Raw genomic sequence first — 13,045 nt, 5'->3', positions numbered from 1 at the left:
AGTGTTGGGAACCCTAAAGGGTTTCCCAACACTCTGAAAAAAATCCTCTTACAATTGTAAGAGGATTTTTTGCATATTTTTGCTTACAAACAAATCGAGATATGATCGCCTTCAGAAAGTATTGTATTTGGCTTCATTTGTTGTCCGTTTAATTGAATATCCCCATTTTTAATTTTATCCACAATGCGTGTACGGCTCCAGTCGGAAATATATGTGGATAAGGCTTTATCGATGCGGTGGGAACCGAAAACAATATCTAATACGATCGTGATTTCGGTTATGCCGCTTTCTTGATGTTGCGTAATGGAAATGGTAGTAGTTGTTTCTGGCTGATCCTGCTGCGTCATATCGACTGTTTCAACGTGATCAGTAAATGCTTTATAAATACGAAGTTTTTGATTCCACGTATGGTCTTTCGGACATTTATAAATGGCAAAGCGGTATATGTTTTTTCCGTTGGCGTTATGCCTACGAATATTTGTGTCGGTAAATAGGGTAGTACGTCTGCAATTTTTACAATATTTTTCGATTGTGTTTTGCTCGTTTTCATATAAACTCCAAGAAAGTTGTACTTTCTGCATTTTCCTTCACCTCTTATAGTAGTGGTAAAGGAACGTAATACAGCTATTTGGATGTCTTGTAGTATGAAGGCATGAGAAAAAGACAAGAATAAAAGGAGGTCCCCAAAGAGGAACCTCCGTAAACATCATACTACAGATGCAATACGCTCCTTTGTAATGGGAATGGGCAGACTACTCCCTTGAAAAAGCACGGTGCTTTTTTGAGAGTAATGCTATCCAATTGCTGGTCCATTACAAATTAGTTGTTGGCATACGTCGTAAATGTCCTTTCTATCATGCCTTTCGAGAGGACCCCCACCTCTAAACGTAAGTGAAGGTGGTGAGGTGAATCGAAAGAAATATTTTATTTTTGAGAAAAACAGAAACGTATGTTCTTTTTTGCTATAATATCCTTAACAAGGAGGTGAATAAAATGGCAAAAGAAAATCCATCAAACTATAAAACCCTTCAAATTTGGATTAAAAAAGGGCATCGTATGTATTCTTATTTTCAAGAATGTTGTCATAACGCTAAGAATATGTACAACACTACAAACTTTTATATACGCCAGGTGTACACTGGATTAACACAAGAAAAAGAGTTACAGCCATTGCAAAAAGAAGTTCTGGATCATATTCATAAAAATATTGGTAAGATGAATGACACACAACTTCTTGCCTATCAGAAGAAATTGGAAAAAGAGAAATTAAAGCCTAAAGAAGAACAGAAAGAGATTACATGTAATTTGTTTTCAGAACCTAATTTTGAAAAACCTTATGTAGATTACAACTTTCTAGATGCACTATTTAAGGCTATGATTCAAAATGATTATCGAGCTTTGCCTACGCAATGTAGCCAGTCAATCATGAAAGGTGTGTTCCAAAATTGGAAATCTTTTCTTGCTAGTTTAAAAGACTATAAAAAGAATCCAAACAAATATGCTGGAATGCCTAGGATTCCAAAGTATATTCGTTCTTCTGAAAAAGAGATTCTGTATACAAACCAAGATTGCATCATTAAAAACAGTAGATTTTTAAAGTTTCCAAAGACGAAATTGCAATTAAATATTGGGAAACTAGGTTTCACTGAAGGTAAACTGAAACAAGTTCGTGTGATTCCAAAATACAATGAATATGTAGTGGAATTGGTAATTGATGTTCCTTCTGAACAACAAATTATTGAAGAGAATGCTCGTTATATGAGTATTGATTTAGGTATTGATAACCTTGCAACCATCGTAACAAACACAGGTATGAAACCTGTCCTTGTTAAGGGCAAACATGTCAAAAGCATAAATCAATATTACAACAAAATGAAGAGTCATTTTACAAGCATTCTTAGAAATGGAAAACAAACGAATGAAGGACCTTTTACTTCTAAAAGGATAGAAAAACTTCATCAAAAACGTTACTTGAAAATAAAAGACGTCTTCCATAAAGTTAGTCACCATATCGTAAAACTAGCACAAGAAGAAGATGTTTGTAAAATCGTTATTGGTCAAAACAAAAGTTGGAAACAAGAAACAAATATGGGAAAAAGAAATAACCAATCGTTTTGTCATATCCCACATAGTTTATTGATTCAAATGATTACATACAAAGCAAATGCTGTAGGCATTCAAGTTATTGTAACTGAAGAATCATATACATCGAAAGCAAGTTTTCTGGATAACGACTTCATTCCAACGTATGGAGAAAATGACCAAAATACAACTTTTTCAGGAAAACGAATAAAGCGCGGCATATATTGTTCAGCAAATAAAACTTTGTAACTACTCAGCTTCTTCAAATAAAAAAACAGGCCAAATACATGTTTCCGATTCGAAAACATGAAAAGAAAATACTCCAATCAGAGAAAGAATCTATGCCAAATAGAGAAATTCTCTTATGAAGTCGTGTTATTCCAAGGAACCGTTCTAGTTTCTATGACTTGGTTTATCGCTTGTAAGACCGATTGTTTTTGTTTTTTCATGGTACTCATAAAGCTTCGTATCTGACAAAAAGATTCTGCGCCTTTCTTACTTCGGAAAGTCCCAGACACTTTCTGTTTTACTTTCGTCATCCGAATATCCCGTTCTGCTTGATTGTTATCAAATGGAATGGCTGGATGTTCTAAAAACGCTAGAATTCTGTCAGAATACTTGACGAAGCGATTCCATAAATTTTGAGAAGGCGTCTGCTTTCCTTTCTTCTTTTGTTTCGTGGAAAGAATCTGTTGTTCTTTCAATATGGATTGATACATAATAAACAGATTCTTTTGCGTCGCTTTTGGCATGGTACCTTCGGATTGCTTTTTCATCGTCAACGCTTGCGTTAGAAATTTCTGCATCTGTTGTGCCCATTGTTCTCCAGTACTATCTATAATTCCTTGTAAATCTCGTAAGAGATGGGCATTACATAAAACGTGACGACAATCTGTATACGCATCATACGATTTCCAACCATCATGCATCGCAATTCCAGAAAAAGATGGCAAGATTTCTCCAGCATCCATTGCTTCTTTTCCACGTTTTTGATGAATATGTTGCAATGTCACCTCCGGTGTACTGGCAGTATGTAACCATTGTGTTTTGTTTTCTACACGCATACCAGTTTCATCAAAATGGACAACAGGAGACTGCAGAATCTTTTCCTTTACTTCTTTTATGAATGGCTGCAATTGAGAAGCGAAAGCCTGTGTATGATTTACCAGGGTTCCTTCGCTTATAGAATGTCCAAAACAATCCTGAAAGAATTCTTTTGTTCGCTTCAAAGAAATGCATTGATAATGCGTTAAATAGGGAATCAGTCTTTTTATATTTGGACCATATTGAACAGGACGAGATACTGTCGAAGGAAATTGGGCTTCTTGGATAGAATGGCAATGTGGGCATTCTTTCTGTTCTACTTTATGTTCTGTCACTTCGATCTGAATAGGTGGTAAGTCATACACTTGGCGAATGCGATACCCTTTTACAGGCTCGTGGTTCAAGGAAGTATGACAACAAGTACAATATGTAGGAGAATGTGTAATCGTATGATCTGGAGTCGCTGTCAAACCAAGAGTATGTCCCTTGTGGCCCAACTGGCCACCCGTTTGACGATGAGACGGTTTGCGCAAACTTTTTGTAACGGGCTTACCCAAACCATCTGTAGAAGGTGGCTTATGACTATTTTTGGAGTTTTTTTTGAAGCATTTTCTAGTTCTTGTATACGTTTTTCTAACTTAGAAAATGTTTCTTCAAATAAAGAAATAACAGCTTCAGGTCCTTTTTTATATGTATCTAAAATAATTTTTCGATCGACCATAAGATTCACCTCCCCTGTTTGATATACTCAGTATTTACAAATGGGAGGCATATGAAACTAGTAAAATTTAAAAAAGACACCGAAAGGTGGCTGAGTAGTTACAAAACTTTAATTCATGCAGATGTAAATGCTGCGGCTAACATTTTACGAAAAGTAATCCCAAATGCATGGACAAATGGGATAGAGGGGTTAGGTGTGAAACAGCTCGCTAATGTGTTAACTCCCCTGACGTTAATCGTCCGTTAGGTCGAAACGTTAGAAACCCCCACTTCAAGCTTTGCTAAGTGGGGGAGTGTTCATCCAAATAGATTTATTCTTAATTATAATTAAAAGATTGAAAATTTAAAATAATTATAATGAAAAACACCAGCTAAAAAGCTGGTGCCTAAGATAAATTATATAAGTTCAAATAAAAATGAGCGTAATTCTTCTGCAATTTCTTCAGTCATAGAAAATGCGTGCTCTAAGTAGCCTGGTTCGTTTAAATCGTCAGCGCCGATGATTGCGAATTTATTACGCTGCATATCAAGGACAATTGTTTTACCGTAATGACGATCGGAGTATAATAGCGCTAAATCATGACGCTCATTTTCTCCCATAAAGCTAACGAAACGAGTTTTTGTAGCGACAGTGTCGTCGTACAGAAAGAAACGTTCTTCCATACACATGGCTCCTTTTATTAAATATCTAAGTTTAAGTGTGGCTTATGATCTAAATGGTGATGCGTTTTAATGAATCGTACTGTTCTTGTTTTGTAACGCATTACGATAGAGTATGTTTCAGCTAAGTCTCCGCCAAGGAATTTAACACCGTCTAATAACTCACCAGCAGATACACCAGTTGCTGAGAAGATTGCATCATCCCCAGATACTAAGTCATCTAACATAAGAAGTTGACGAGGATCTTCTAATCCCATTTCACGACAACGAGCTTCTTCTTCTTCGTTCATTGGAACTAAGCGAGCTTGCATTTCACCTTCAAGGCACTTTAATGCTGCTGCAGAAATAACACCTTCTGGAGCTCCGCCAATACCTACGAATAAGTCGATACCCGTTCCAGGTAGTGCTGTTGCGATTGACGCACCAACATCACCGTCACCAAATAATTTTACGCGTGCACCTTTTGCACGAACACGGTCAATAATATCTTGATGACGTTCACGTTCTTGAACGATAACTGTTAGATCGCGAATCTTTTTATTGTTAGCTTCTGCTACAATTTCAATTGTTTTTTCAATTGGATCATCTAAGCTAATTTTACCAGCTGCTTTTGGACCAACCGCGATTTTTTCCATGTACATATCAGGAGCATGAAGAAGGTTCCCTTTGTCTGCGATTGCAATAACTGCCATTGCATTTGCAAGACCTTTTGCAACGATGTTTGTACCTTCTAATGGATCAACGGCGATGTCTACTTCTGGACCATTACCTGTTCCTAGTTCTTCACCAATATACAACATCGGTGCTTCATCAAGTTCTCCTTCACCAATTACAACTGTACCTGCCATGTTTACTGAATCGAACATATCACGCATTGCTGTAGTTGCTGCATCATCTGCTTCATTTTTCTTTCCGCGGCCCATCCACTGTGCGGATGCTAAGGCTGCTGCTTCTGTTACACGGACAATTTCTAGTGCGAGTTCACGTTCCAAGATTCCATTCCTCCAATTTCAAAAATCATACAAATATAACTATAACAAATAACGGAGAAAAGGTGAATTCGAAAAATTGTCGATTTTTTCAGAAGAAAGCGTTACAATTAAAATGTAAATGCTTTAATTTCCAGGTAGGTGACATTCATGTATTTTGTAGACAGAAAGAAAATAGAACAAATGCTAGTATGTTTAGAACGAGCAACAAGTACATTTCAAGAGAAAAAGATATATGAAACCGAGTTTGAATTTTACGCATTAGAGCGCATAGCCCATCTTATTATTGATTGTGTATTAGATGTAGGAAATGCGATGATTGATGGATTTATTATGCGCGATCCAGGAAGCTATGAAGATATTATTGATATTTTAATGGACGAGCGAGTGATAAGTGAAGAAGATGGACAAGGGATGAAAGAAATTATCCTTCTTCGAAAAATGCTTACGCAAGATTATATTCAAATGAATCATGATGAATTATATAAGACGATTCAAAAACATATTGCAGTGGTAGAGAAATACCCAGCAAATATTCGCAGTTATTTAGAAAAGGAATTAGGACCTGTATCTGCATTTGTACCAGAATAATTATGCTTATAAGATCCCCAGAGAATGCCTTTTGGGGATCTTATATTGTATGTGAGAAAGAAAAGGGAGAAGGGTGAAGTATGGGGGAAGCACGTACTACGAAAGACGAGATTGTACAATTGTTGAAAGTAAAGGGAGAGCACACGGTAGCGGAACTAGCTGACGTTTTAGAGATTACAGAAATGGCGATTCGAAGACATTTAAGTAATCTTGAGAAAGACGGACTCATTTATTCTAAGATGGTAAGGCAACATGTCGGAAGACCAACTTATTTGTATGGATTAAGCGAAAAGGGAGAAGATACATTCCCGAAAGAGTATAAGCAATTTGCGATTGATATGCTAGAAGATTTAGCTCGAATGGGCGATGAAAAAATACTTCGTTACGTTTTAAAAGAGAGAACGAAGCGAATGGAAGAACAGTTACAAAAGAGAGTGAGTAATCAAAAGAATTTAGCATATAAAGTGCAAGAGATAGCAGCTATGCAAGAGAAAAATGGTTATATGGTTCAAATAAAGAGAGATGGAGAGAAATCTTTCGTAATTGAAAAACAAAACTGTCCGTTAAAGGAAATTGCCGAGAGATTCCCGCAAGTGTGTGAAGATGAAAAAGAAATGTATAAGCGTTTATTTACGAACGCAGAAGTGAAAACGCTAGCAAATATGTGCGAGGGCGATTGTAGTTGTTCTTACCAAATAAAAGAGAAAAAATGAACGTTATGGGGCGCTTTAAGGTAAAGCGTTTTTTTCTTTTGGAAAAGCGGGTAATATAAGAGTGGTATGATAAGGTGAGAACGTTAGCATAGAAGGAGAGACATAATCGATGTATAAAGGTTACTTAATTGACTTAGACGGTACGATGTATCGCGGAGAAGAACAAATTGAAGAAGCAAGCGACTTCGTAAAAGCATTAGGAGAGCGCGGCATTCCATATTTATTCGTTACGAATAACTCAACTCGCAAACCGGAACAGGTAGCAGAAAAGCTTGTTCGTTTCGATATTCCAGCGAAAGCAGAGCAAGTATTCACAACGAGTATGGCGACTGCGAACTTCATTTATGAACGTAAACAAGACGCAACTGTATATATGATTGGTGAAGAAGGCTTACACGATGCACTTGTGGAAAAAGGATTTGAACTTGTGGATGAAAATCCTGATTTCGTTGTTGTGGGTTTAGATCGTGACATCACATATGAAAAATTAGCAAAAGCGTGTCTTGCTGTGCGTAATGGCGCAACGTTTATTTCTACAAATGGGGATATTGCCATCCCAACTGAGCGAGGATTATTACCAGGTAATGGTTCATTAACATCAGTTGTAGCAGTATCAACAGGTGTGGATCCAATCTTTATCGGAAAACCAGAATCAATCATTATGGAACAAGCTTTGAAAGTGCTTGGCATAGAAAAGAATGAAGCATTAATGGTTGGGGATAACTACGATACAGACATTTTAGCAGGAATAAATGCTGGTATGCATACGCTTCTTGTCCACACTGGAGTCACAACTGTGGAGAAGTTAACAGAATACGAAGTTCAACCGACGCAAGTTGTGCATAACTTGACGGAGTGGATTGAGAAGATGTAATGAAATGCAGGTAGCCGGAAGAGGTTACCTGCATTTTTTATGCATAATTGCATATGTACTATAGGTATGCGGAATGTAAAATTTAAATGTATTGATATAAGGGAGGAATAAGAATGTACTGGATGTCATGTATTATGCTTGTTTTTACATTATGCGTTTTGTTCTTTGTTCTATGGAAAATATATATAATAAATGAAATGAAAAAAAGCGCAGGAAAACTTATTGCAATGTATCCTCGGGTGAAAAGACGTTGGATTGCATTACTTGGACCAGCATATTTCATTGGACAATGTATGTATATATATGCTCAGTACGTAAGTGGCGATATTGATACAGTTGAACAGTTTTTTATTCAGCTAGGTATTCATGCTGTAGCAAGTTGTTTTATGACTTTAATAGCTATACATCTTATTAAAAGTGTACAAATATATGAAAAAGGTGTAATAGATGGATTAAACTTTTATTCATATGAAGAATTGAAAGGCTATAAAACATCAACATGGGAAAATCCAAAAGAAAATATATTTTTATATCGCGGGCGAGAAAAAATGAATGACAATGTGAATTTACTTATTAGACAGGAAGATATGAATGAATTAGAAAGCATTCTTCAAAGATATATTCCGAAATTAATGATGAAATAAAAAAACTCCGGTTGTTAAAGCCGGAGTTTTTTTATTAGAATGCACGATTCACAACGTCTTTTACTTCTTCAAGATATTGTTTACGCACATCATTATCCACAGAAGGGACACTTGTATAGAATGTATGCTCAATTGTTTCAATGCCTGTAAATTCAAAAATACCAACATCCGCTGTTTTCTTCATTGCATCAAACATGCCGCCTGCTGTGTATGCCTCTTTCGTATTGCCCATTGTAGATAATAACAATCCTTTTTTACCGCTTAATAACTTTTCAATGCCGTTTTCACCGTAAGCATAAGCAAATCCATGGCTAAATACACGGTCAACGTATCCTTTTAAAATAGCAGGAAGTCCCGCCCACCACACTGGATAAATGAATGTAATGCTGTCAGCCCAAGAGATATATTCTTGTTCTTCTTTAATATCTTCTGGTGTATTTCCTTGAGAAAATGAGATGAAATCGGAAGCGCCTAATACTGGATTAAAGTTTAATTCGTATAGATCGCGAACGCGTACTTCGTGACCTTTTCCTTCTAATTCACTTTTTACCGTTTCTAAAATCGCATGGTTGAAGCTTTCTGTATTCGGGTGTGCATAAACGATTACATGTTTCATTTTTCTTCCTCCTATTTGTGGATATGTGAATAGTTATTTGTATTTCTGTAACTATTATGGTTACTACTTTTATAGAAGTCAAGTAATACATATGTATGTATAAAAAGACGCTCGAAAATCGCCTTTTTATACCCCGCTCATACAAAGTACAAAGAAGACGAATAAAATGATAACAATACCAATGCCAAAGTTAAATACGAGAGTACTATCCATATATGTAGCCTCCTTGTTTGAAAGTAAAAAGCACTCTAGTTAAGAGTGCTTTTTTATTTTGAATCTACTTTATAACTTTTAGAAAGTGATTCATGCGTGTCATGATTTACATTATTTTATGTATTTATACTTTGAAATGAGTAAGTCCTTGTTGGATATAGAAAAAAAGACACTCGTTCGAGTGTCTTTTAAGATGACAAAATGTGCCAATTGCTTGAGGTTGATAAGACGCTAATTTCCGTTTTAACGCCTTTTCTCTAATCAAGAAGTGTAGCAACAGCGATTCAAATAAATTGTACCATCTGTTTAATAGCTGTGCGTATGTAATTCTGCATATTGCAATTAGAGGGAAATTTAATGTGAAAAATGAATGAGTAAATATATAGAAATTTGATAAGGAGTGAGAAGGTTGGATATACATGTGTTAACAAAAGAAGAAGCGATGGAGATAAATACGTGGACGTACGAGGAACCTTATAGTTTATATAGTTTTTCAGGCGAGAAAGAAGTAATAGAAGAGCTATTAGATGGAACGTATTATGGCTGTTGTGACGATCAAGGAGAGTTCATCGGCTATTTTTGTTTTGGAGAAAATGCACAAGTACCAGGTGGAAGAGATGCTAATTTATATGATGGAGAAGATTTGATTGATATCGGACTTGGTATGAAACCGGCGTTAACTGGGAAAGGAATGGGGAAAGAATTTTTCCAAGCTGGAATAGCGTTTGCCACGAAAGAGTTTAATGCAAAAATGTTTCGATTAAGCGTAGCGACATTTAATACAAGAGCGATTACGTTATATAAAAATATCGGATTTAAACAAGGGACTATTTTTTTGAGTCGCGGAAGAGAATTTATGCTTATGGAATACGAAAGGCCGTCAGAATGAAACTGACGGCCTAGAAAACATTATTATTCTGAGTGCTCAGCTCGGTGCGCTAAACGGCTTGAAGCAGCGGCAGCGATTCCGCCAACGATATCATCAAGGAACGTGTGCACCTTTCCAGTTGATTTATCATTTAAGTATTCTAAAATACCAGGTTTTAATTTATCAATATATCCAAAGTTCGTGAAACCGATAGAGCCGTACACGTTCACGATAGAAAGTGCGATAACTTCATCAATTCCGTATAAGCCTTCATCACGTTTTACAATATCTTGTAACGGTTCACTTAGCATTCCCTTTTCAGCAAGGACATCAAGCTCGATACCAGTAATCAGTGCGTTTTGTACTTCACGTTTTGATAGTACACGTTCTACATTGTAACGGCATTCTGACATCTCTAAATTTGGATGATATTTTTTTTGAAGAAAATGAACAAGTTCAGCAATATCGTCAATTGTTACACCACGTTCTTGTAATAGTTGTAATGCTCTTTCTTGTAGTTGATTTGATTCTTTCATGTTTATCACCTTTTTTTCTTTTTAGTATTTGTATACGTTTCGTTGCTTTATCATGTGCATAGGAATGAAAGGCGAGCACAAGCTCATATATATAAAGAAAAACCATAGGTGGCGACTGCGATGATTCAGCATATTTATGAGCATTATCACATGCATGTTAAAGAATTAATCCCCCTTGGCCCCTATAAAAGCTTTTGGATTCGCAACAAAATTTATGTACTTGTTCCAATTGGAGAAATGGAGGAAGAAGTACTTGTAGAGATGAAAAAGCTCAGTGACTATATGAACCAGCAAGGGGATATAACTGTAGCGACTTTCGTTCCAACTATACACGGCTACTATGTAAGTGAGATAGAAGAACAAAATTACTGCTTATTAAAAGGTATGCGAGCGTTAGAACGACATGCTACGTCATTAGGGAGTGAACTTTCTATATTCCATAAACGAGGTGCATTCTTTCCAGAAGAAATCGAGCAATTAAGCCGCATTGGTGAATGGAAAGCGTTATGGGAAAAGAGACTCGATCAGTTAGAAAAGTTTTGGCAATCACAAGTGATGAACCACCCTACAGACGTATTCGATCAATTGTTTATTGAATCCTTCCCATATTACTTAGGAGTTGCAGAAAATGCCATTCAATATGTTGTTGATACAGAAATGGATGATACGCCGCAACTAACGGATGCAGCGACAATTTGCCAAGAACGATTCACACCTTTATTATGGCATCAAACGAAGCGTCTCAAACTTCCTTTTGATTGGGTGTATGATCACCCAACTCGAGATATAGCAGAATGGATTCGCTATATGATGATTGAAAAAAAGAAAGACTGGGATCAAACAATCGTTCAATTTGTTACAGATTATGAACGGAATTACTCGCTGTCCTCATTTGGTTGGCGTTTATTATTTGCAAGGCTCCTGTTCCCGCTTCACTATTTTGAAACGGTCGAACGATATTATCAAACTGGAAACGGAGAACAAAAAAGCATATATAGAGATCGCTTAGAAGCCATTTTACACGATGTGAACCGCTCAGAGCAATTTATGAAGCACTTTTATGGCTCACTTCGTTTACCAGTAGATAAGCTTGGGATTAGAAAATTAGATTGGTTATCTTAAAAATATAAAAAAGAGACCGAGTGAGGTCTCTTTTTTATATACCACAATTTTATGTAATATATTATGCCCCTACCTGCTGATCTGTACATATATTTAAAACGAATTGATGCCTTTCGAGCTTTTCATTTACTTTACCCAATAATTCTTGCTGGATTTCTTTAAATAAAAATTGATAGCTTGTATTCCATGTTGGTATAACGGATGAAAGGCCTAATAAATACTCTTTTTTCTTTTCTAGTTCTTGGATTGTTACAAAAGTGTTCCCCATTTTTGGCATCTGTCGTCCCCCTATGTTTTTTTACTGTATATGTGTGAACGATTCACTATATAGTATTAATTATCGCATTTTTTGAGAAGGATTTCCAATTTTGTTTTATGATGTTAACGGATAAATGTGATTTGAATAAAAAAAGGAGACCAAATTTGGTCTCCTTTTAGAAGGCGATTCTGAACGAGCCGCTTCCGCTTTTAGATTAATATCTAGCTCCAGCGGCTAGAACAGTCGGCCATTTCGCGCCTTCCTGTGAGGCAAAAAGCGCCTCTTCGTCAGGAGCTCCAATGACCTCCTGTTCTGAACGAGCCGCTTCCGCTTTTAATTAAAATACTTGTTCTACTTCGATAACTCCTGGTACTTCTTCAAGTAACGCGCGCTCGATACCAGCTTTTAGTGTGATTGTAGAACTTGGGCAGCTTCCGCATGCACCCATAAGGCGTAGTTTTACGATACCTTCTTCAATGTCTACTAATTCAACGTCTCCGCCATCGCGAAGTAAGAATGGACGTAATTTATCTAATACTTCTAATACTTGTTCTTGCATATGTGGGTTTTCCATTTTTATCGACTCCTTTCATCAGTTTTATTATAATCAAGATAGAGGGGAAAATCTATTTTTTCTCTTCTTGTTTTATTGTCGAAATATTGTATCGTGTTTTTTCAGTATAGGGGTATGGAATAAGTTTGTAAAATGATGTGCTTATGTAATAAGACATCTGAATATACTGTTGGGACAAGAAGTGGGGGAGAAGAAATGGTTAATGTTCAAGTGTATGGGACGAAAGTAATTTGTGCGAGCTGCGTCGGAATGCCGTCTTCAACAGAAACGTTTGAATGGTTACAAGCGGCAATTGGTCGTAAATATGAAGGACAAGAAAATAAATTTAATTTCGAGTATATTGATTTCCAAGAAGAACAAGAAGATGCGGATAAAAAAGCATTCGCTGAGCGCGTAGTGGAAGAAGATTTATTTTATCCGGTCGTTCTTGTAAATGGAGAAATTGTTGGAGAAGGAAATCCTCGTTTGAAGGATGTTTATGAAGAAATCGAGAAATATTTATAAAACAAGAAGTCTTTGCGAATTTGCAAAGGCTTTTTT

14 protein-coding genes and 3 pseudogenes are annotated in these 13,045 nt (G+C 36.4%); 9 read left to right on the top strand and 8 right to left on the bottom strand.

Translation table 11 applies throughout. From position 1 onward, the window contains the following. Nucleotides 1-83: 83 nt before the first annotated feature. Nucleotides 84-581 carry a hypothetical protein gene (locus AC3WVZ_RS23850; protein WP_001174567.1) on the bottom strand — a complete coding sequence of 166 codons (498 nt, stop codon included), beginning with the start codon at nt 579-581 and terminating at the stop codon, nt 84-86. Nucleotides 582-993: 412 nt separating this feature from the next. On the opposite strand from AC3WVZ_RS23850, the pseudogene AC3WVZ_RS23845 reads away from it, so the two are divergent. After that, nucleotides 994-2,328: pseudogene (locus tag AC3WVZ_RS23845) on the top strand (RNA-guided endonuclease InsQ/TnpB family protein); the annotation flags it as partial. 116 nt (nt 2,329-2,444) lie between these two features. On the opposite strand, the pseudogene tnpC reads toward AC3WVZ_RS23845, so the two are convergent. Continuing rightward, nucleotides 2,445-3,847, bottom strand: a pseudogene (gene tnpC, locus AC3WVZ_RS23840) (IS66 family transposase). Nucleotides 3,848-3,940: 93 nt separating this feature from the next. Here tnpC and AC3WVZ_RS23835 point away from each other — a divergent pair. Further along, a pseudogene (locus AC3WVZ_RS23835) lies at nt 3,941-4,093 on the top strand (RNA-guided endonuclease InsQ/TnpB family protein); the annotation flags it as partial. Between the two features lie 149 nt (nt 4,094-4,242). On the opposite strand, the gene AC3WVZ_RS23830 reads toward AC3WVZ_RS23835, so the two are convergent. Then, on the bottom strand, nt 4,243-4,509 hold the full coding sequence (locus tag AC3WVZ_RS23830) for a DUF3055 domain-containing protein (protein ID WP_000392606.1): 267 nt from the start codon (nt 4,507-4,509) through the stop codon (nt 4,243-4,245). Nucleotides 4,510-4,526: 17 nt separating this feature from the next. Beyond that, nucleotides 4,527-5,498: a class II fructose-bisphosphatase gene (gene glpX / locus AC3WVZ_RS23825; RefSeq protein WP_000439090.1), complete on the bottom strand. Its 972-nt coding sequence runs from the start codon at nt 5,496-5,498 to the stop codon at nt 4,527-4,529. A gap of 147 nt (nt 5,499-5,645) precedes the next feature. Here glpX and AC3WVZ_RS23820 point away from each other — a divergent pair, with 147 nt between their 5' ends. The 4 genes from AC3WVZ_RS23820 (at nt 5,646) to AC3WVZ_RS23805 (ending at nt 8,317) form a co-directional block, all read left to right on the top strand. Continuing rightward, nucleotides 5,646-6,086 carry a DUF86 domain-containing protein gene (locus AC3WVZ_RS23820; protein WP_000274006.1) on the top strand — a complete coding sequence of 147 codons (441 nt, stop codon included), beginning with the start codon at nt 5,646-5,648 and terminating at the stop codon, nt 6,084-6,086. 80 nt (nt 6,087-6,166) lie between these two features. Beyond that, entirely contained in the window at nt 6,167-6,799 is a 633-nt protein-coding gene (locus tag AC3WVZ_RS23815) for a helix-turn-helix transcriptional regulator (protein WP_000503345.1), read from the top strand. Nucleotides 6,800-6,908: 109 nt separating this feature from the next. Continuing rightward, on the top strand, nt 6,909-7,673 hold the full coding sequence (locus AC3WVZ_RS23810) for a TIGR01457 family HAD-type hydrolase (protein WP_000276467.1): 765 nt from the start codon (nt 6,909-6,911) through the stop codon (nt 7,671-7,673). A 113-nt stretch (nt 7,674-7,786) separates the two neighbouring features. Beyond that, entirely contained in the window at nt 7,787-8,317 is a 531-nt protein-coding gene (locus tag AC3WVZ_RS23805; RefSeq protein ID WP_000289908.1) for a hypothetical protein, read from the top strand. A 34-nt stretch (nt 8,318-8,351) separates the two neighbouring features. On the opposite strand, the gene AC3WVZ_RS23800 is transcribed toward AC3WVZ_RS23805, so the two are convergent. Further along, nucleotides 8,352-8,933 (bottom strand): NAD(P)H-dependent oxidoreductase, encoded by a 582-nt coding sequence (locus tag AC3WVZ_RS23800; protein WP_233935497.1) that lies wholly within the window; start codon nt 8,931-8,933, stop codon nt 8,352-8,354. Between the two features lie 622 nt (nt 8,934-9,555). Between AC3WVZ_RS23800 and AC3WVZ_RS23795 the strand changes: the two genes are divergently transcribed. Beyond that, nucleotides 9,556-10,035, top strand: coding sequence for a GNAT family N-acetyltransferase (locus AC3WVZ_RS23795; protein WP_233935496.1), 480 nt, complete (start codon nt 9,556-9,558; stop codon nt 10,033-10,035). A 23-nt stretch (nt 10,036-10,058) separates the two neighbouring features. On the opposite strand, the gene AC3WVZ_RS23790 is transcribed toward AC3WVZ_RS23795, so the two are convergent. Continuing rightward, entirely contained in the window at nt 10,059-10,550 is a 492-nt protein-coding gene (locus AC3WVZ_RS23790) for a phosphatidylglycerophosphatase A family protein (protein ID WP_000665103.1), read from the bottom strand. 120 nt (nt 10,551-10,670) lie between these two features. Between AC3WVZ_RS23790 and yutH the strand changes: the two genes are divergently transcribed. After that, nucleotides 10,671-11,672 (top strand): spore coat putative kinase YutH, encoded by a 1,002-nt coding sequence (gene yutH, locus AC3WVZ_RS23785; RefSeq protein ID WP_233935495.1) that lies wholly within the window; start codon nt 10,671-10,673, stop codon nt 11,670-11,672. 61 nt (nt 11,673-11,733) lie between these two features. Here the strand turns inward: yutH and AC3WVZ_RS23780 are convergent, their stop codons facing one another. Then, nucleotides 11,734-11,949, bottom strand: a complete 216-nt coding sequence (locus AC3WVZ_RS23780) for a hypothetical protein (protein WP_001125507.1) — start codon at nt 11,947-11,949, stop codon at nt 11,734-11,736. A gap of 319 nt (nt 11,950-12,268) precedes the next feature. After that, entirely contained in the window at nt 12,269-12,505 is a 237-nt protein-coding gene (locus AC3WVZ_RS23775) for a NifU family protein (protein ID WP_000431159.1), read from the bottom strand. Between the two features lie 195 nt (nt 12,506-12,700). On the opposite strand from AC3WVZ_RS23775, the gene AC3WVZ_RS23770 reads away from it, so the two are divergent. Further along, nucleotides 12,701-13,009 carry a YuzD family protein gene (locus tag AC3WVZ_RS23770; protein WP_000248588.1) on the top strand — a complete coding sequence of 103 codons (309 nt, stop codon included), beginning with the start codon at nt 12,701-12,703 and terminating at the stop codon, nt 13,007-13,009. Nucleotides 13,010-13,045: the final 36 nt, after the last annotated feature.

The organism is Bacillus sp. CPT56D-587-MTF, assembly GCF_058792335.1.
The sequence above is the reverse complement of the archived record's forward strand: the minus strand, read 5'-3'. Positions and strand labels throughout refer to the sequence as shown.

What these genes read in the sequence shown, in the direction of transcription:
- AC3WVZ_RS23850 (WP_001174567.1), bottom strand. Translation starts at nt 581, where the DNA reads ATGCAGAAAGTACAACTTTCTTGGAGTTTATATGAAAACGAGCAAAAC.
- AC3WVZ_RS23775 (WP_000431159.1), bottom strand. Translation starts at nt 12,505, where the DNA reads ATGGAAAACCCACATATGCAAGAACAAGTATTAGAAGTATTAGATAAA.
- AC3WVZ_RS23800 (WP_233935497.1), bottom strand. Translation starts at nt 8,933, where the DNA reads ATGAAACATGTAATCGTTTATGCACACCCGAATACAGAAAGCTTCAAC.
- yutH (WP_233935495.1), top strand. Translation starts at nt 10,671, where the DNA reads ATGATTCAGCATATTTATGAGCATTATCACATGCATGTTAAAGAATTA.
- AC3WVZ_RS23820 (WP_000274006.1), top strand. Translation starts at nt 5,646, where the DNA reads ATGTATTTTGTAGACAGAAAGAAAATAGAACAAATGCTAGTATGTTTA.
- AC3WVZ_RS23780 (WP_001125507.1), bottom strand. Translation starts at nt 11,949, where the DNA reads ATGCCAAAAATGGGGAACACTTTTGTAACAATCCAAGAACTAGAAAAG.
- AC3WVZ_RS23815 (WP_000503345.1), top strand. Translation starts at nt 6,167, where the DNA reads ATGGGGGAAGCACGTACTACGAAAGACGAGATTGTACAATTGTTGAAA.
- AC3WVZ_RS23790 (WP_000665103.1), bottom strand. Translation starts at nt 10,550, where the DNA reads ATGAAAGAATCAAATCAACTACAAGAAAGAGCATTACAACTATTACAA.
- AC3WVZ_RS23805 (WP_000289908.1), top strand. Translation starts at nt 7,787, where the DNA reads ATGTACTGGATGTCATGTATTATGCTTGTTTTTACATTATGCGTTTTG.
- AC3WVZ_RS23810 (WP_000276467.1), top strand. Translation starts at nt 6,909, where the DNA reads ATGTATAAAGGTTACTTAATTGACTTAGACGGTACGATGTATCGCGGA.
- AC3WVZ_RS23830 (WP_000392606.1), bottom strand. Translation starts at nt 4,509, where the DNA reads ATGGAAGAACGTTTCTTTCTGTACGACGACACTGTCGCTACAAAAACT.
- AC3WVZ_RS23770 (WP_000248588.1), top strand. Translation starts at nt 12,701, where the DNA reads ATGGTTAATGTTCAAGTGTATGGGACGAAAGTAATTTGTGCGAGCTGC.